This is a genomic window from Streptomyces sp. NBC_01214 (assembly GCF_026340975.1).
Classification (GTDB): Bacteria; Actinomycetota; Actinomycetes; order Streptomycetales; family Streptomycetaceae; genus Streptomyces.
The window spans coordinates 3,361,153-3,378,168 of the sequence record NZ_JAPEOS010000001.1; the positions used below are offsets into that span (position 1 = coordinate 3,361,153).

A 17,016-nucleotide genomic window follows, 5' to 3' on the forward strand; every position below is an offset into this window, starting at 1 on the left:
GAGTACCCGCGACACCCGATCGGAGCAACTCCATGACGGACGCACAAGGACCCTCGGCCCCGGGCACACGGTGCCTGGTCACCGGAGCCACCGGCTACATCGGCGGCCGGCTCGTCCCCGAGCTCATCACCGCGGGCCACCGGGTGCGCTGCCTCGCCCGCACCCCGGAGAAGCTGCGCGACCACCCCTGGGCGGGGCAGGCGGAGATCGTCCGCGGCGACGTCACCGACGCCGCGTCGCTCCTGCCCGCCCTCCAGGACGTGGACGTCGCCTACTACCTCGTGCACGCCCTCGGCACGGGGCGCGGCTTCGAGCACACCGACCGACTGGCCGCACGGAACTTCGCCGAGCAGGCCCGCGCCGCCGGCGTCCGCCGCATCGTCTACCTGGGCGGACTCACCCCGAGCGGGGTTCCCGACCGGGACCTCTCGCCCCACCTGCGCTCCCGCGCCGAGGTCGGGCGCATCCTCCTGGACTCCGGGGTCCCCACCACGGTGCTCCGTGCCGCCGTCATCATCGGCTCCGGCTCGGCCTCCTTCGAGATGCTCCGCTACCTGACCGAGCGACTGCCCGTGATGGTCACCCCCAGCTGGGTGCGCACCCGGATCCAGCCCATCGGCGTCCGCGACGTACTGCGCTACCTGGTCGGCAGCGCCCGCATGCCCGCCGAGGTCAGCCGCGCCTTCGACATCGGCGGCCCCGACGTCCTCACCTACCTGGACATGATGCGCCGCTACGCCCGGGTCGACGGGCTGCCCCAACGGCTCATCCTGCCCGTACCGGTCCTCACCCCGCGGCTCTCCAGCCACTGGGTCGGCCTGGTCACCCCGGTGCCCCGCGCCATCGCCCGTCCCCTCGCGGAGTCCCTCAAGTACGAGGTCGTCTGCGACGAGCACGACATCGCCAAGTGGGTGCCCGACCCGCCCGGCACCCCCCTCGACTTCGACACGGCCCTCACCTACGCCCTCCAGAAGGTCCGCGACGCCCAGGTCCTCACCCGCTGGTCCTCCGCCTCCGTGCCCGGCGCGCCGAGCGACCCGCTGCCCACCGACCCCGACTGGGCCGGCGGCAGTCTCTACACCGACGTGCGCGAACGCACCGTCGAAGCCTCGCCGCAGGCCCTGTGGCGGGTCGTGGAGGGGGTCGGCGGGGAGAACGGCTGGTACTCCTTCCCGCTCGCCTGGGCCGTCCGCGGCCGGTTCGACCGGCTCGTCGGGGGCGTCGGACTGCGCCGCGGCCGCCGGGACGCCGCACACCTGCGGGTCGGCGACTCGCTGGACTTCTGGCGGGTCGAGGAGATCGAACGCGGCCGGCTGCTCAGGCTCCGCGCGGAGATGCGGCTGCCCGGCCTCGCCTGGCTGGAGATGTACGCCGAGCAGGACGGGGACGGCCGCACCCGGTACCGGCAGCGGGCGCTCTTCCACCCGCGCGGCCTGGCCGGTCACCTGTACTGGTGGAGCGTCTCGCCGTTCCACGCCGTGGTCTTCGGGGGCATGGCCCGCAACATCGCGCGCACGGCGGAGGCGGGTGACGACCGCGGCCCGGCCGCGTCCCCGGGATCCGCCGCGCCCCCCGCATCCGCTGCATCCGCCGCGGCCGCCCGCACCGAATGACGGGCAAGGCCAGCCCAGCGACCACCGCGCGGCACCTCCAGGGTCCGCCCGGTGGCCCGATGCCAGGAGCAGCACCATGAACGTCTCGGTCGTCCTGTTCACCTCGGACCTCCGCGTCCACGACCATCCGCCGCTGCGCGCCGCGCTGGGCCCCGGGAACGAGACCGTTCCGCTCTTCGTCCGGGACCCGGCGGTCGACCGCGCCGGCTTCGCGGCGCCCAACCGGCTCGCCTTCCTCGCGGACTGCCTGGCCGGACTCGACTCCGGGCTGCGCGAGCGCGGCGGCCGGCTCGTGGTGCGCTCGGGGGACCCCGTCGCCGAGGTGTGCGCCGTCGTACGGCAGGCCGACGCCGACGAGGTGCACATGGCGGCCGGGTGCAGCGCCTTCGCCCTGCGCCGCGAGCAGCGGCTGCGCAGCGCCCTGGAGGCCGACGGGCGGCGCCTGTACGTCCACGACGGCGTGGTCACCGCCCTGCCCGCCGGCGCCGTGACGCCGAGCGGATCCGATCACTTCGCCGTCTTCACCCCGTACTTCAGGCGCTGGTCGGGCGAGCGGCTGCGCGAGCCGCTCGCGCCGCCGCGCGAGGTCCGGGTGCCCGGAGCGATCCGCTCCGAGGCGCTCCCGTCCCGCGCCGCGGTCGCCGCCGTCTCGGCGGGCCTGGCCACCGGGGGCGAGCCGGAGGGCAGACAACGGCTCGCGGACTGGCTGGGGGAGTACGCCGACGGGTACGAGGAAGGCCACGACGACCTGCCCGGTGACGCCACCTCCCGGCTCTCCCCGTACATCCACTTCGGCGCGGTCTCGGCCGCCGAGGCCGTGTACCGGGCGCGGTCCCGGGGCGGGGCGGGCGCCGGGGCCTTCGTTCGGCAGCTCTGCTGGCGCGACTTCCAGTACCAGCTCCTCGCCGCCCGCCCCGGCGCCGCCGCCCGGGACTACCGCACCCGGGCCGACCGCTGGCGGCGCGGCAAGGCGGCCGAGGCCGACCTGCTCGCCTGGAAGGAGGGCCGCACCGGCTACCCCGTGGTGGACGCGGCCATGCGGCAACTCGCCCACGAGGGCTGGATGCCGGGCCGGGGCCGGCTGCTCGCCGCGTCCTTCCTGACCAAGACGCTCTACATCGACTGGCGCGCCGGAGCCCGCCACTTCCTCGACCTGCTGGTCGACGGCGACGTGGCCAACAACCAGCTCAACTGGCAGTGGGTGGCCGGCACCGGTACCGACAGCCGCCCCAACCGGGTGCTCAACCCGGTGATCCAGGGCAAGCGGTACGACCCCGACGGCGCGTACGTACGGCGCTGGGTCCCGGAACTCGCCGGGCTGCCGGGCCCTTCGGTCCACGAGCCCTGGCGGCTGGCCGGCCCGGAACGGGCCCGGTACGACTACCCGGACCCCCTGGTCGGGCTCCCGGAAGGGCTCGCCCGCTTCCGGCGGGCCCGCGGCAAGGACGGCCCGTGACCCCACCGGCTGTCGGCGGCCACCGCCGGGTGCCAAACTGGACGGGTGTTCGGAAGACGCCTGGTCCGGGCCCGTCACGTGTCCGCCGCCGCTGTCACCCTCGCCTTCTCGCTCGCGCTGTGCGCGGGGGCGGCGCCCGGGGCGGCCCGGGACGACGGGGACGGCCGGGCCCGCCCGGTGGACATCGGCGGCGGCCGCCGCGTGCTGCTGGACTGCCGCGGATCCGGATCCCCCACGGTCGTGCTCGTGTCCGGTGCCAGGGGCGCGTCCGACGAGTGGACGCACATCGCGGACGCCGCGCGTCCGGGGGCCGATCCGAAGCCCGATCCGTCGGCGGTGCTCCCGGAGGTCGCCCGGTCCACGCGGGTGTGCGCCTACGACCGTCCCGGCACGACCCGGCTGGACGGTACGCCGAACCGTTCGACGCCGGTGACCCAGCCCACCACGGCGGCGGCGGGCGTCGGGGACCTGCGGGCGGCGCTCGCCGCGGCCGGTGAGCACCCGCCGTACGTCCTGGTCGGTGCCTCGTGGGGAGCGATGATCGCCTCGCTGTTCGCGCGTACCGAACCGGCGCGGACCGCCGGGCTGGTGACCGTCGACGGCGCCTCCCCGTTCCTCGAGGACACCCTGACACCGGCCCAGTGGTCGGCGTGGATGGACAAGGTCCGGGCCATGGACACCGGGAACGGCCTCGAAACACCGGACTACCCCGCCGCCGTGCGGGAGCTGCGCGGGGCGCCGGCCCTGCCGCAGGGGCTGCCCGCCGTCGTGCTCACCTCCGATCACCCCTGGGACCTCTCGGTCGGAGGCGGATCGACCTGGCCGGCCTGGCTGGCCGCGCAGCGGCGCCTGGCCGAGGACCTGCGGGCCCGGCACGTCACCGACACCGACAGCGGCCACGGCATCGCCGTCGAGCAGCCGCGGCTCGTCGCGCGGGCGATCCGCGACGTGGTCGAGCAGGCCCGTGCCGGTCAGGAGCGGTGAGGGGCCGTTCCTGCGCCTCCCCGTCCCACCGCGGTCGCCGCCGCCTCGCACAGTGCGCGCAGCAGGCCCAGGGCCTCCCGCAGCCCGCCGGGGCGCAGCATGCCCGGGGCGGGCACCGGCCCCGCCCAGCCGGGACCCGCCAGGAGGACCGTGGTCCGGGCCCGGGCGCCCTTGACGCCCCAGGTGGTGTCGGCGACGTGCCGGGCCAGGGCGTGGTGCGCCGTGGAGCGCGCCTGGGCCCACAGCACGACCGCGACCGGTCCCGTCCGGCGCACGGCCTGGTCGAGCGCCTCGGGCGGCACCGCCGCCCCGAACATCCGGGCGGGCAGTCCCAGTTCGACGAGACCGGCGGCGAGCGCCTCCAGCGGGAGCGTGTGCTGCTCGCCCGGTACGCACGCCAGCAGGATCGGGGGAGTGCTCGCCCGGGGTCCGGACGGCGCCCCGATGCTCACGCGGCGCAGCGCGGTCGAGACGTGCCAGGAGAGCAGGTGCTCGACCTCGACGTACTGGTCGCCCGAGGTCTCCCACTTGCGCCCCACGGCGTGCAGGGTCGGCACCATCACCTCCTCCCAGGTCGTGACGAGGCCGTACTCGCCGATCAGGGAGCCGAGCATCTCGTCCATGGTCGGTGAATCGAGGCGGACCGCGGCCCGGCCCAGCCCCCGGCACTCCTGGCGCACGTCGCCGAGCGGCAGGCCGTTGCCCGAACCCGGCTGACGGGCCGGTGCGGCGGTGGCGGCCGCGGGCGCCGCGGGCGCGGGTGCGGCGGGCGCGGCGGGAGCGGCGGGCACCGTCCCGGCCAGGGCGGCGCGCGCGGCCTCCGCGGGCGGCACCCCCGACGCGGTCAGGCGACACATCTCCTGGAGGACCGCGATGTCCCCGGAGGTCCACCGCCGGTGCTTGCCGTCCTCGCGGGCGGCCGGCCCGATGCCGTACCGCCGGTCCCAGGAGCGCAGCGTCGTAGGGGCGACTCCCAGCCGGCGTGCCACGGCTCCGGTGGTGATGCCGTGCGCGGGCCCGGCGGGCGCGGGCTCGCCGGGCGGTGCGGGCTCGTTCATGACTCCATCATGCGACGCACAACCGATGCGAGTGGAATCGATGCACGAGCGGGTCGGAATCTGGACGGGAACCGGTCCCGGCCCCGAGGAGCAGTCGCCATGACCGCACAGAGCGTCACCGCCAGGCCGTCCCCCGCGGCCGCGGCCCGGGACCAGCTCTGCGACCACGAGGTCGCCGAGGGTTTCGTACGCGGCGACGAGCGGTGCCTGAGCGCCGCGTACCGGCGCTGGGGCGGGCTCGTCCTCGCCCTGGCGGCCCGCACCCTCGGCGATTCCAGGGAGGCCGAGGACGTCAGCCAGCAGGTCTTCCTGGCCGCCTGGCAGGGCCGGGCCAACTACCGGCCGGAGCGCGGCCCCTTCCCCGGCTGGCTCGTCGGCATCACCCGGCGGAAGATCGCCGACGCGCTCACGGCCCGTACCCGCAGGCTCGACCTGGTCACCGCGGCCGGCGCCGCCCTGCCGCCCCCGGACGAGCCGCCGGCGGGCCCGGAAACCGTCCTGGACCGGCTGCTCGTCACCGGCGAACTGGCGAAACTGCCCCGCGCACAGCGGGAGGTGCTGGCCATGGCCTTCTACGCGGACCTCACCCAGGCCCAGATCGCCGAGCGCACCGGACTGCCGCTGGGCACCGTCAAGAGCCACGCCCGGCGGGGGCTGCACCGGATGCGCCACTGCCTCGGCGGCGAGGCGCGCGGTGGTGGAGGTGGCGGAGGTGGCGGAGGTGGCGGAGGTGGTGGAGCCGACCGGCCCGCGGGACCCGTCGAAACAAGATCCCATCCGCCGCCCGTCCTGCACCGAAGTACCCGTGAAACGCCCGGCACCGGCCGTGCGGACAGGCGAGCGCGAGGGGTTGAGTGACGTGGACCGGCAGAGAGTCGCTGTGGTGGGCGGGGGCGTGGCCGGGCTGACGGCCGCCCACATCCTGCAACGCACCTACGACGTGGTGCTGTACGAGGCGGACGACCGCCTCGGAGGCCACGCTCACACCCATGAACTGCCCACCGAGGACGCGGGAACGGTCCACGTGGACAGCGGATTCATCGTGCACAACGAGCGCACCTACCCGCACCTGCTGCGGCTGTTCCGCGAACTCGGCGTCACCACCCAGGAATCCGAGATGAGCATGTCCGTCCGGTGCGACGGCTGCGGCCTGGAGTACGCGGGTGCCCGGGGCGCGGCCGGACTGCTCGGCGGGGGCAACCTGCTGCGCGGCCGCCACCTGCGCATGCTCGCCGACGTGCCGCGCTTCCACCGCGCCGCCCGCCAGACGCTCGCCTCCCCCGACGACGGGGAGACCCTGGGGGAGTTCCTCGACCGGCGCGGCTTCTCCCCCTACTTCGTCGGCCACTTCGCCATCCCGCTCGTCGCGGCCGTCTGGTCGTGCGCACCGGACACCGCACTCCAGTACCCCGCCCGCTACCTCTTCCGCTTCCTGGACCACCACGGACTGCTCTCCGTCAAGGGGTCCCCGCAGTGGCGTACGGTCACGGGCGGTTCGGCGAGCTACGTGGCCAAGGCCGCCAAGCACCTCACCTCCGTCCGCACCTCGACCCCGGTCCGGGCCGTCACGCGCGCCGCCGACCACGCGCGCGTGCTCACCCCGGACGGCGACTCGACCCCGTACGCGGCCGTGGTCATCGCCGTCCACCCCGACCAGGCGCTGCGCCTGCTGGCCGATCCGACCGAGGACGAGGTCCGGATCCTCGGCGCCTTCACGTACTCCCGCAACCCCACCGTGCTGCACGGCGACACCTCGCTGCTGCCCCGCTCCGCGCACGCGCGCGCCTCCTGGAACTATTGGCTCCCCTCCTGCTCCGCCCGGCCCGAGAGCGTGCAGGTCAGCTACGACATGAACCGGCTCCAGCAGCTGCCGACCGCCGAGCCGCACATCGTCACCCTCAACGCCCGAGGCCGGGTCCACCCCTTCGACGTGATCGCCCGCATGGTGTACGAACACCCCGTCTACACCCCCCGGTCCGTCGCGGCGCAGCAGGAACTGCCCCGGCTGAACACGCCCGTGACCGCCTTCGCCGGCGCCTACCACGGTTGGGGCTTCCACGAGGACGGCTGCCGCTCCGGCGTCGCCGCGGCCGAGGCCCTGGGGGTGCAGTGGTGAACGGCACCCCCGTGCGGCTGACCCCGCCCCGCGTACCGGCCCTGTACGAGTGCACCGTGGCCCACGCCCGCACCACCCCCGTCCGCCACGCCTTCCTCCAGCGCACCTACTTGTGGCTCATCGACATCGACGATCCACCCCGCATACCCCGGGCGCTGCGCCCGCTGGCCCGGTTCGACCCCCGTGACCACTTCGGCGGCCGGGCACCCACCCTGCGCGCGGGCCTGCAGGCCCAACTCGCCGCCCACGGGGTGAAGAACGCCGACGGGCGCGTCCTGATGCTCGCCCACGCCCGGGTCCTCGGCCACGTCTTCAACCCGCTGACCCTCTACTGGTGCCACGACCGCGCCGGCACCCCCGTCTGCGTCGTCGCAGAGGTCCACAACACCTACGGCGAGCGCCACTGCTACCTGCTGCGCCCCGGCGTCGATGGACTGTCCGAGGTCCCCAAGGACTTCTACGTCTCGCCGTTCTTCGCGGTCGAGGGCTTCTACCGGATGCGGCTGCCCGTCCCCGGCGACCACCTCGACCTGACCGTGCAACTGCGCCACGACGACGGGACCTGCCCGTTCACCGCGACCGTACGGGGCACGCACCGCCCGGCCGGTGTTCGTGCCCTGCTCGGCGCCGCCCTGCGCCACCCGTGGTCCACGGCCCGGGTCTCCGCCGGCATCCGCATCCACGGCATCCGCCTCTTCCTCCGCGGCCTCCCGGTCCGCCCCCGTCCCGTCCGTCCCCCGCAGGAAGGCACCCTGTGACCGTCTCGTACCTCCCGGCCCGCGAGAGCGCGCTCGCCCCCGTCGACCCGGCGCGCTGGCCCGACGTGGCCCGGCCGCCCCACGCCCCGGCCCTGCGCACCGCCGTCGCCGAGCGGATCATCGGCCGGGCCCTCGCCCGGCTCCCGCTGCGGGTCCGGCACGGGGGCGGGGAGCCGTCCGCGTACCGCGTTCCCCGGCAGGAGGGGGCGCTGCCCACCCTCACCCTCCACGACCCCGGGGCCTTCCACCGCCGGATCGGCGCGGACGGCCTGATCGGCTTCGGCGAGTCGTACATGGCCGGAGAATGGGACAGCGACGACCTGGTCGACGTGCTGACCGTGCTCGCCACCCACGTCGACGACCTGGTGCCGGCGCCGCTGCGCCGACTGCGCGAAGCCTGGGTGCGCAGGCGCCCGGAGCAGCAGCGCAACACCCCCGAGGGGGCGCGGGAGAACATCCACCGCCACTACGACCTGTCCAACGAACTGTTCACGCTGTTCCTCGACCGGAGCATGAGCTACTCCTCGGCGGTCTTCGCCGCCTTCCCCGCCTCACCCACCACCTTCACCGCAGCCCAGCACCGCAAGATCGACCGGCTCCTCGACCTCGCGGACGTCGGCCCCGGCACCCGGGTGCTGGAGATCGGCACCGGGTGGGGCGAGCTGGCGATCCGGGCCGCCTCCCGCGGTGCCGAGGTGCTGACCGTGACCCTCTCCGCCGAGCAGCGCGACCTGGCCCGGGAACGCATCGCCGCAGCCGGCCTCGGCGACCGGGTCACCGTCGAACTGCGCGACTACCGGCACGTCGAAGGCTCCTTCGACGCCGTCGTCAGCGTCGAGATGATCGAAGCGGTCGGCGCCGAGTACTGGGACACCTACTTCGCCGCCCTGCGCCGGCTCCTCGCCCCCGGCGGCCGCGTCGCCCTCCAAGCCATCACCATGCCGCACGAGCGCATGCTCCTCACCGCCCGCACGCACACCTGGATCAGCAAGTACATCTTCCCCGGCGGGGTCATCCCCTCCCGTGAGGCGATCGCCCGCGCGAGCGCGGCCGCCGGGCTGAGCACCGTCGCGGACGACGGCTTCGGCGACCACTACGCGGAGACGCTGCGGCTGTGGCGCGAGGAGTTCGACCGCCGGGCCGACTCCGTCGCCGCCCTCGGCTTCGACCGCACCTTCCACCGCATGTGGGAGCTCTACCTCGCCTACTCCGAGGCCGGTTTCCGCGCGCGCTACCTGGACGTGCGCCAACTCCTGCTCACCGCCGACGACCACGGGCCACGGGAGCCCCGATGACCGGCGAAGCCCTGGACCGGGCCCAGGCCCTGTCCGCCGGAGTCGACTGGGGCGCGCTGTCCCTGAACCTGGCCGGCGCGGCCGGCGCCGCGTTCGCCGTCATGCTGGTCACCTTCGCCGTGGCCGCCGTCAAGGGCCTGCACCGGATCGTCGACGTCGCCTGGGGAGTCGCCTTCGCCGCGGTGGCGCTCACCAGCTGGCTGCTGTCGGCCGGGTACGGCGACGACGGCCGGCGTCTCGCGGTCGCCGCGGCGACCGCCGTGTGGGGGCTGCGCCTGGCCCTGCACATCGCCGGGCGCGGCCGGGGGCACGGCGAGGACCCGCGCTACGCCCGCATGCTCGCCCGGGCGCCGGGCAGCACCCGGCTCTACGCCCTGCGCAAGGTCTACCTCCTCCAGGGCGCGCTGGTCTGGCTCGTCTCGCTGCCGGTGCAGGCCGCGTCGTACGTGCCCGTTCCCCTCGGGCCGCTCGCCGCCGTCGGCCTGCTGTTCTGGGCGACCGGACTGCTCTTCGAGGCGGTCGGCGACTTCCAGCTGGCCCGTTTCAAGGAACGCCCCGAGCACCGTGGAACGATCATGGACCGCGGCCTGTGGAGCTGGACCCGGCACCCCAACTACTTCGGTGACTTCCTCGTCTGGTGGGGCCTTTACCTGCTGGCCTGCGCGACCTGGCAGACTGCGGCACTCACGCTGGTCTCACCGTTGGTGATGAGCGCGCTGCTGATCTGGGGCAGCGGCAAGAGACTGTTGGAGGCGCACATGGCAGACCGGCCCGGTTACGCCGCCTATGCCGCCCGCACCAGCGGGTTCTTCCCGCGCCCGCCGCGCCGCACGCACGGGGAGGCGGGGTGACGACCGGGACCGAGCGGGACGCGGAGTCCACCGGCGAGGGCCGCGCACTCGTGCTCCGTACGTCCCCCGCGATACCCGCCGCCGCGGTCCTGCTGCTGCACGGAGGGCGCGAGGTGGGGCCGGAGCCGCCGCCCCTGGTCAACCTGCCCGCGCTGCGGATGCGGCCCTTCGCGGCCGCGGTCGTCCGCGCGACGCGCGGACGCGACGTCCTGGTGGCGGAGGTGCGCTACCGGCACCGCGGCTGGAACGGCTCCCGCTGCGACGCCGCCCGGGACGCGGAGGCGGCCCTCGCGCGGCTGCGCGGGCTCGCCGGGGACGTACCGGTGGTCCTGGTCGGCCATTCGATGGGCGGCCGGGCGGCGCTGCGGGCGGCCGGCGCACCCCTGGTCCACGGCGTGGTGGCCCTCGCCCCCTGGTGTCCGCCGGGCGAACCGGTGGACCACCTCGCGGGCCGCCGGCTCTACCTCCTGCACGACGAGGCGGACCGGGTCACCTCGGCCGCCGGGTCCTGGGAGTTCGTCCGCCGGTCCCGGCTCGCGGGCGCCGACGCCACCGCCATCCCGATGTCCACGGGCGGGCACGCGATGCTCCGCGGCGCGGGCGCCTGGCACCGGCGTACCGCAGCGCTCGTCACCAGCCTGGTCACACGGGACTGAGGCCCGCCCCCGGGGGCGTCTTGCCGATCGGGGCCGGGCCCGGCCCCGATCGACCTAGAGGGCGATCGAGCGGTACTCGTCCAGTACGGCGAAGCCGGTGCTGTCGTACAGGCTCATCGCGACGTCGTTGCCGCCGAAGACGTTGAACATCATCGCCTCGTCGCCGCCCTGCCGGGTGGCCCACTGGCCGAGGGCCATCGCGGCCCGGCCGTAGCCCTTGCCGCGCTGCTCCTCGTACACCTCCAGCGAGAATCCGAAGGTGACGCCCGGGAGGAAGCCGTGGTTCACCCAGCCGGTGCCGACCGCCCGGCCGTCGGCCTCCATCACGTAGAAGGCGTGGCCCGGTGACCGGAACCCCTGCGGGAGGTAACGGGCGAAGTCCTGGTCGGACTTCGCCTTGGCCTGCTCCGGCGTCAGGGCTCCGGACCGGACGACGTCCGAGACGTAGGCGGCCTCCTCGGCGGCGTACCAGGCCGGGTACTCCTCCTCGGTGAGCGGGCGGACCGTCAGGCCCGGCGGAACCTCGGGCCGTTCGGCCGTGACGCCGATGCGGATCTGTTGCCGTACGGGGTAGTCGGCGAACTCTCCCGCTCCGCCGGTGAGCCGGACCTCCACCCGCCCCGCCCCGCGCTCGGCGCACCACCGCTCGGCCCACGCGCGCCCCCGCGGCACCGTCACGTCATGGATCCGCCCCACGGTCGCGCCGTCGTCCTCCGTCACCCCGACCGCGATCCACCCGGTGCCGTCCGTGGCGACCGTCCAGCCGTCGATGCCCTCCACCGCCCGCTCGAGCAAGGCCCGGGCCAGCGGCTCCGCACAGCCCGCGGCCCGGTACCCGGCCAGCACCCGCTCCTCGAACCCGCCCCGCCACTCACCCTGGTCCGCCACGATCCGCATCCCGTCCATCCGGCCACCCTAGGCAGCGCCACCACCCACCCGCCGATCTTTTCCCTCGACCGCGGGCGAGGCAGGAGACCGATCCCGCCACCGGGGACGCCCCTGACGCCCGGCGCCGGTGTCGGCATTGCGCCGTTGCCATGGCCGGCGGGCGCCGGACGGGCGTCGGACGGGTATCGGGAACACCTTTCCGGCCGACCTGTGGTGGCACCTCGGCCAAGCCCGTGAGCAGGCCGGTACGCGCCTATTTGACGTGCACCTGCTAGGGCAAAATGGCAGATGTCACCGGCACATCGGTAAGGGAAGGTGTGGTCTTGGCGTTGCTGTCCTTACCGGTACGGCGCATACGGGCACGGCGGGGGACGAGCGGGGTGGCATCGGGCCTGCAACGCGCCCAGTCCTTCCTGATCGTGGCCACCCTGCTGTACCGGGCGAGCCATCTCACGGTGGGCGCCCTCGCCGTCGCCCAGCGGCGGTCGGAACTCGCCCTGCAGTACGCAGGGTTCGCCGCCGCCCTGGGACTGAGCGCGCTGACCTACGGAGCCGCGCTGCGGCGCGGCTGGTTCGACCGGCGGCACATCTGGGCGGACGTCCTGGTCACCGGCTGCGCCCTGCCCCTGGCCCTCTGGGCCTGGGGCGGCGTGCGCGAACCGCCCGCGATCGCCTGGGCCATGCTGCTCGGCGGCTCGGCGAGCGCCGTCGCCGCCATCTCCCTCCGACGGCTCCACGCCCTGATCGTGATCGGCCTCCTCATCGGCACCCACTTCATCGGCTACCACGCGGTGGGCGCGAGCCCCGCCGTGATTCTCGGCCACACCAACTCGCTGGTGTCCTCCGCCGTGATGACCTGGCTCTTCCGGTGGTACCTGCTCCGCCAGGGCCGCCTCCTCGACGAGGCCAACGCCCGCGCGGTGGCCGCCGAGGCCCACAAGGCGCGCTACGCCGAGCGGCTGGAACACCACCGGGCGCTGCACGACACCGTCCTCGCCACCCTGACCACCCTGGCCTCCGGCTCGGTCGACGCCAACGCCCCCGAGGTGCGCCAGCGCTGCGCCCGCGAGGCCGCGTACCTGCGCCGCCTGATCCAGCAGACCGCCGAGGAGGTCCACCACCGGGAGATCGGCACGGCCCTGGAGGAGGCGGTCGGACACCTCGAGAGCCTCCAACTGCGGGTCACCGCCCAGTACCACGACCTGCCGCAGGTGCCCCCCGAGGTCGCCGCCGCACTGGGGGACGCCGTCCGCGAGGCCCTGAACAACGTACGGCGCCACGCGGGCACCGGACACGCCTACCTCACCGCCACCAGGGACCCGGACGGGCGCGGGGGAGCCGTCGTCACCGTGGTCGACCGGGGGCCCGGATTCGACCCCGCGCGGTGCGAGCCCGGCCTCGGCCTGCGCGGTTCGGTCCACGGCCGGATGGCGGAGGTGGGGGGCCGGGCGACCGTGGACACCGCCCCCGGCGAGGGCGTGAGGGTGGAGCTGAGATGGCCCGGGTGATCACCGTTTCGGTGGTGGACGACGACCGGATGCTCCTCGACGGCCTGCGGGCCTGGCTCGGCGGCGTGCCGGAGCTACGGCTCGTGGCGACCGCCGCCACCGTCGGGGAACTCCTCGGCGCACCGGACGCACAACTGCCGTACGGCTTCGGGGCGACGGGCTACTCTCCTCCCGACATCGTCCTCCTCGATCTCGTCCTGCGCGACGGCTCCGCCCCCGCCGACAACATCCGGCGGCTGCTGCGGACCGGCAGCCGCGTCCTCATGATCAGCACCGTGCCCGACCGGTCCCGGATCATCGAAGCCATCCGGGCGGGCGCCGACGGCTACCTGACCAAGGACCACGACCTGCCCACCCTGGTCGCCGCGATCAAGGACCTCGCCTCGGGACAGGGCGCCCTCTCCGCGGAACTCGCCTTCGCCTGCGCCTACGACGACAGCCCCGCACGCCCCCGCCTCTCGCCCCGGGAACGACAGATCCTCCTCGACTACGCCTCCGGACTGACCCTGAAGTCCGCCGCCCGGCGCGCCGGCATCACCGTCCACACCGCCAAGGACTACCTGGACCGGGTCAAGGCCAAGTACCAGCAGGCGGGCCGCCCCACCTACACCAAGCTCGACCTGGCCCAGCGGGTCCGGGAGGACAGTCTCGACGCGGGCTGACCACCCCCACAAGCCCCCCAAACGGACGGCTACAGGGGGCACGCCCACCGTCCATATCGTCATCCCCGGCGGCGCCTCGGACGGCCCGCCGGAAAGGGGACGAGCCGGTGTCCATCTTCTGGCCGGCGCTGCCGGAGGACTGTACCGTCGCGGGACCGGACGGCGGCCCGCACCCGAGGCGAGGGCAACTCATCGGCCGCGGCCCTGAGATGGGGCAGATCATGCTCGCGCTGGCGGCCGCCCGGTCCGGGCGCGGCGCGGCACTCTTCGTCACCGGCGAGCCCGGTGTCGGCAAGACCCGGCTCGCCACCGAGGCCCTCGCCGTGGCCGCCGAGACGAACATGGTCACCGTACGGGGGCGGGCCAGCGCGGTCGGCTCCCCCGTCCCGTACCGGCCGCTGGTCGAGGCGCTGCTCCTGCTGTCCCGGGCCGGCCTGCTGCCCGACCCGGAGGAACTCGGCCGCTACGGGCCGGTCATGGCCCGGCTGCTGACCGGCGCCCGGGACGCCGACGCCGCGTCGCACCTCGTGGTCGCCGAAACGATGCTGCGCCTGCTCACCGTCGTCGGGGAACGGCAGGGCTGCCTGCTCGTCCTCGACGACCTGCACGACGCCGACGCCGGAACGCTGGCGGTCGTCGAATACCTCCTCGACAACATCGGGCACCAGCCGGCCGTACTCCTCCTCGTCACCGGATGCGCACCCGGCGCGGCGGCCGAACTCGCCACGCGGGCCCGCCAGCGCGGGGCCGCCGCGGTGCTCGACCTCGCCCCCCTCAGCCGCCCCGACGTGCACCTGCTCGTCGCGGCCGAGCTGCGCGTCCCCCCGGCCGAGGTCTGTCCCGACCTCGTCCACCGCGCGGTCGACAGCAGCGCCGGAATCCCCTTCGTCGTCAAGGAGCTCGTCCACGACCTCACCGGCCGCCGCCCCGCCCGCCACGACCAGCGGCCGCCGTCCGTCCCGCCCACCGTCGCGGACAACGTCAGGCGCCAGGTCGAACGGCTCGGCCCGCTCGGCGCGGAACTCCTCGGCATGGCGGCCCTGTTCGGCCGGCGCTTCGCACTGCCCGTACTCGAGCGGGCCATCGGCCGCGACCACGCCGAGTTCTCCGCCGCCCTGCGCGCCGCGGTCGCCTCGTACCTGATCACGCCGGACGGGCCGGGCGCCCAGTGGTACACCTTCCGCTACCCGCTGGCGGCCGAGGCCCTGCGGGACGACCTCGGCCCGGGGGAGCGGGCCCGGTACGTACGACGGGCCGCGCGCGCCCTCGCCGATCTCCACCCCGGACTGCCGGGAACCTGGTGCGAGCACGCCGCCCAGCTGCACGAGAACGCCGGCGACACCCCCGAGGCCATCCGCCTGTACGTCGAGGCGGCCGGGCGGGCGACGGGCGAGGGCGCGGTCGACCGGGAGGTGGAGCTGCTCGCCCGGGCCCACCGGCTCGTCGAACCGGGTACCGCGCCCGAGCTGCACGCCACGGTGCTGGAGCGGCTGCTGGACGCCGTCGCCCGCTCGGCGCGGTTCGACCGGATGCCCGCGCCCGCCGCCGTCCTGGACACCCTCGGCGGCGACGGCGGCGAGCACGGCATACCCGCCGAGCGCCGCGCCGCACTCCACGCCCGGCTGAGCGACATCGCCACCCTGACGGGCCGCCCCGCGGAGGCCCTGTGGCACCTCGACATCGCCCGCGCGCTGCTCGGGAGCCACCCGGCCGACGAGTACGCCGCCCTCGTGGACCTCTCCGCCGTGCACGTGGAACTGAGCCGGCTCGCCCCCGACCGGCTGCGCACCGCCACCCGGTACGCCCTCCGGGCCCTGCACGCCGCCCAGCGCGTCGACCTGCCCGACGTGACCTGTAGGGCCCTGCTGCTGCTCGGGCAGCTGGCCCGGGAACACGACGAGCCGACGGCCGCGGCCCACTTCCGGCGGGCGCGCGCCATCGCCCTCGCCCGCCGGCTGCCGGTCCCGCGCACGGCCGCCGACGTGCACCTGGCCATCGTCGCCGCGAGCCACGACGGCCGGCCCACGCGGATCGAACAGGCCCGGCGCGAGGCCCTGGACATGGGCCTGCTGCCCCTGGTCCACGAAACCGGTTTCGTCCTCGCGCTGGACCGGATCCAGCAGGGCCGGTTCGACGAGGCCCGGGACCGGATCCGGGAGGCCGCCGTCGACGCCTCGCGGCTCGGACTGGGCCGCCCCCTGGCCATGCTGCGGCTCGCCGAGGCCGTACGGTACGCCCACCAGGGCCGCCGCGCCGAGATGCACGGAGCACTCGAGCGACTGACCCCGCTGCTGGACGCGGCGCCCGGCGTGCGCGCGATGTCGTACGGGCTGGCGCGCGCGTTCTGCTCGCTGCTGGAGGAACGGCACGAAGCCGCCGGGCAGGAGTTCGCGCAGGCCCTCGCCTACGACGCGGAGAACCCCGCGATGGGCGGGTTCGGCAAGCACGGCATCATCCTGCTGCTCGGCGTGCTGGACGGCCGCATGGGCCGGCGCCACCACGCCGAGGTCACGCTGGCGAGCGCCGGCGCCACCCGCTGGAACCACCAGTTCACCGGCCTGGCGCACGCCGTGCTGCTCGGCCGCGAGGGCCGCCCCGACGAGGCGACGGCCGCCGCGGGCAAGGCGCTCGAGGCGGCCGGCCCCTTCCCCATGGCACGCAGGCTGTGTCTGCGCCTCGTCGCGCAGTCGGCGTACGACGACGGCTGGGGCACGCCGGTCGAGTGGCTGCGCGAGGCGGAGGAGTACTTCCACGGGGCCGGCCTCCAGGCGGTCGCCGGAGCCAGCCGGGCGCTGCTGCGCGGGATGGGCGCGTCGGTCCGGCAACGGCGCACGGGCACCGAGCGGGTGCCGCCGGACCTGCGCCGCTGCGGGATCACCGTCCGCGAGTTCGAGGTGGCCCGGCTGGTCGCCGAACGCATCAGCAACAAGGACATCGCCGGCCGGCTGCACATCTCGCTGCGCACCGTCGAGAAGCACGTGGCGAGCCTCCTGCAGAAGACCGGCCACCCGAACCGGACGGCCTTCGCCACCGCCACCCGCGACCTGGTGGCCTGAGCCGTCTCCCTCGGATCGTGCCGGACCCGCGACGCCCGGCACCGCACCGGGCCGCGTCGTCGGGGCACCCGAGCACGTCCCGTACACGGGCGCTCCTCGGCCCTGGCGGGCCTGG

At 75.1% G+C, this 17,016-nt stretch carries 13 protein-coding genes and 1 pseudogene; 12 read left to right on the forward strand and 2 right to left on the reverse strand.

Annotated features, from left to right (window positions below):
* Positions 1-32: 32 nt before the first annotated feature.
* The 3 genes from OG594_RS15925 (at position 33) to OG594_RS15935 (ending at position 4,053) form a co-directional block, all read left to right on the forward strand.
* Positions 33-1,613, forward strand: a complete 1,581-nt coding sequence (locus OG594_RS15925) for an SDR family oxidoreductase (RefSeq protein ID WP_266599345.1) — start codon at positions 33-35, stop codon at positions 1,611-1,613.
* A gap of 76 nt (positions 1,614-1,689) precedes the next feature.
* Positions 1,690-3,069, forward strand: coding sequence for a deoxyribodipyrimidine photo-lyase (locus OG594_RS15930; protein ID WP_266599347.1), 1,380 nt, complete (start codon positions 1,690-1,692; stop codon positions 3,067-3,069).
* A gap of 45 nt (positions 3,070-3,114) precedes the next feature.
* Positions 3,115-4,053, forward strand: a complete 939-nt coding sequence (locus OG594_RS15935) for an alpha/beta fold hydrolase (RefSeq protein WP_266599349.1) — start codon at positions 3,115-3,117, stop codon at positions 4,051-4,053.
* Here the strand turns inward: OG594_RS15935 and OG594_RS15940 are convergent.
* Complete coding sequence (locus tag OG594_RS15940; RefSeq protein ID WP_266599351.1) at positions 4,041-5,111, reverse strand: MerR family transcriptional regulator; 1,071 nt, start codon at positions 5,109-5,111, stop codon at positions 4,041-4,043. The genes OG594_RS15935 and OG594_RS15940 overlap by 13 nt on opposite strands.
* A gap of 99 nt (positions 5,112-5,210) precedes the next feature.
* On the opposite strand from OG594_RS15940, the pseudogene OG594_RS15945 reads away from it, so the two are divergent.
* From OG594_RS15945 to OG594_RS15970, 6 genes and pseudogenes are all read left to right on the forward strand, one after another.
* Positions 5,211-5,780 (forward strand): annotated as a pseudogene (locus tag OG594_RS15945) (sigma-70 family RNA polymerase sigma factor); the annotation flags it as partial.
* 190 nt (positions 5,781-5,970) lie between these two features.
* A complete protein-coding gene (locus OG594_RS15950; protein WP_266599353.1) occupies positions 5,971-7,227 on the forward strand; it encodes an NAD(P)/FAD-dependent oxidoreductase in 1,257 nt (418 codons plus the stop codon).
* Positions 7,224-7,985, forward strand: a complete 762-nt coding sequence (locus tag OG594_RS15955; protein WP_266599355.1) for a DUF1365 domain-containing protein — start codon at positions 7,224-7,226, stop codon at positions 7,983-7,985. The genes OG594_RS15950 and OG594_RS15955 overlap by 4 nt, the downstream gene beginning before the upstream one ends.
* The gene (locus OG594_RS15960; protein ID WP_266599357.1) at positions 7,982-9,280 is read left to right on the forward strand and encodes a cyclopropane-fatty-acyl-phospholipid synthase family protein; all 1,299 of its coding nucleotides are present in this window, start codon (positions 7,982-7,984) and stop codon (positions 9,278-9,280) included. Before OG594_RS15955 ends, OG594_RS15960 begins: the two co-directional genes overlap by 4 nt.
* Positions 9,277-10,131, forward strand: a complete 855-nt coding sequence (locus OG594_RS15965; protein WP_266599359.1) for a DUF1295 domain-containing protein — start codon at positions 9,277-9,279, stop codon at positions 10,129-10,131. Before OG594_RS15960 ends, OG594_RS15965 begins: the two co-directional genes overlap by 4 nt.
* Complete coding sequence (locus tag OG594_RS15970) at positions 10,128-10,787, forward strand: alpha/beta fold hydrolase (RefSeq protein ID WP_266599361.1); 660 nt, start codon at positions 10,128-10,130, stop codon at positions 10,785-10,787. The genes OG594_RS15965 and OG594_RS15970 overlap by 4 nt, the downstream gene beginning before the upstream one ends.
* A gap of 54 nt (positions 10,788-10,841) precedes the next feature.
* Here the strand turns inward: OG594_RS15970 and OG594_RS15975 are convergent, their stop codons facing one another.
* A complete protein-coding gene (locus OG594_RS15975; RefSeq protein WP_266599363.1) occupies positions 10,842-11,693 on the reverse strand; it encodes a GNAT family N-acetyltransferase in 852 nt (283 codons plus the stop codon).
* 362 nt (positions 11,694-12,055) lie between these two features.
* On the opposite strand from OG594_RS15975, the gene OG594_RS15980 reads away from it, so the two are divergent.
* From OG594_RS15980 to OG594_RS15990, 3 genes are all read left to right on the forward strand, one after another.
* On the forward strand, positions 12,056-13,183 hold the full coding sequence (locus tag OG594_RS15980) for a sensor histidine kinase (RefSeq protein ID WP_266599365.1): 1,128 nt from the start codon (positions 12,056-12,058) through the stop codon (positions 13,181-13,183).
* Positions 13,171-13,845 (forward strand): response regulator transcription factor, encoded by a 675-nt coding sequence (locus OG594_RS15985; protein WP_030011604.1) that lies wholly within the window; start codon positions 13,171-13,173, stop codon positions 13,843-13,845. Before OG594_RS15980 ends, OG594_RS15985 begins: the two co-directional genes overlap by 13 nt.
* 107 nt (positions 13,846-13,952) lie before the next feature.
* Positions 13,953-16,901: a LuxR family transcriptional regulator gene (locus OG594_RS15990; protein WP_266599368.1), complete on the forward strand. Its 2,949-nt coding sequence runs from the start codon at positions 13,953-13,955 to the stop codon at positions 16,899-16,901.
* Positions 16,902-17,016: the final 115 nt, after the last annotated feature.

Bases quoted from the DNA above. Each gene is read 5' to 3' on its own strand.
- OG594_RS15975 (WP_266599363.1), bottom strand. From the start codon at position 11,693: ATGGACGGGATGCGGATCGTGGCGGACCAGGGTGAGTGGCGGGGCGGG.
- OG594_RS15985 (WP_030011604.1), top strand. From the start codon at position 13,171: ATGGCCCGGGTGATCACCGTTTCGGTGGTGGACGACGACCGGATGCTC.
- OG594_RS15930 (WP_266599347.1), top strand. From the start codon at position 1,690: ATGAACGTCTCGGTCGTCCTGTTCACCTCGGACCTCCGCGTCCACGAC.
- OG594_RS15965 (WP_266599359.1), top strand. From the start codon at position 9,277: ATGACCGGCGAAGCCCTGGACCGGGCCCAGGCCCTGTCCGCCGGAGTC.
- OG594_RS15940 (WP_266599351.1), bottom strand. From the start codon at position 5,111: ATGAACGAGCCCGCACCGCCCGGCGAGCCCGCGCCCGCCGGGCCCGCG.
- OG594_RS15925 (WP_266599345.1), top strand. From the start codon at position 33: ATGACGGACGCACAAGGACCCTCGGCCCCGGGCACACGGTGCCTGGTC.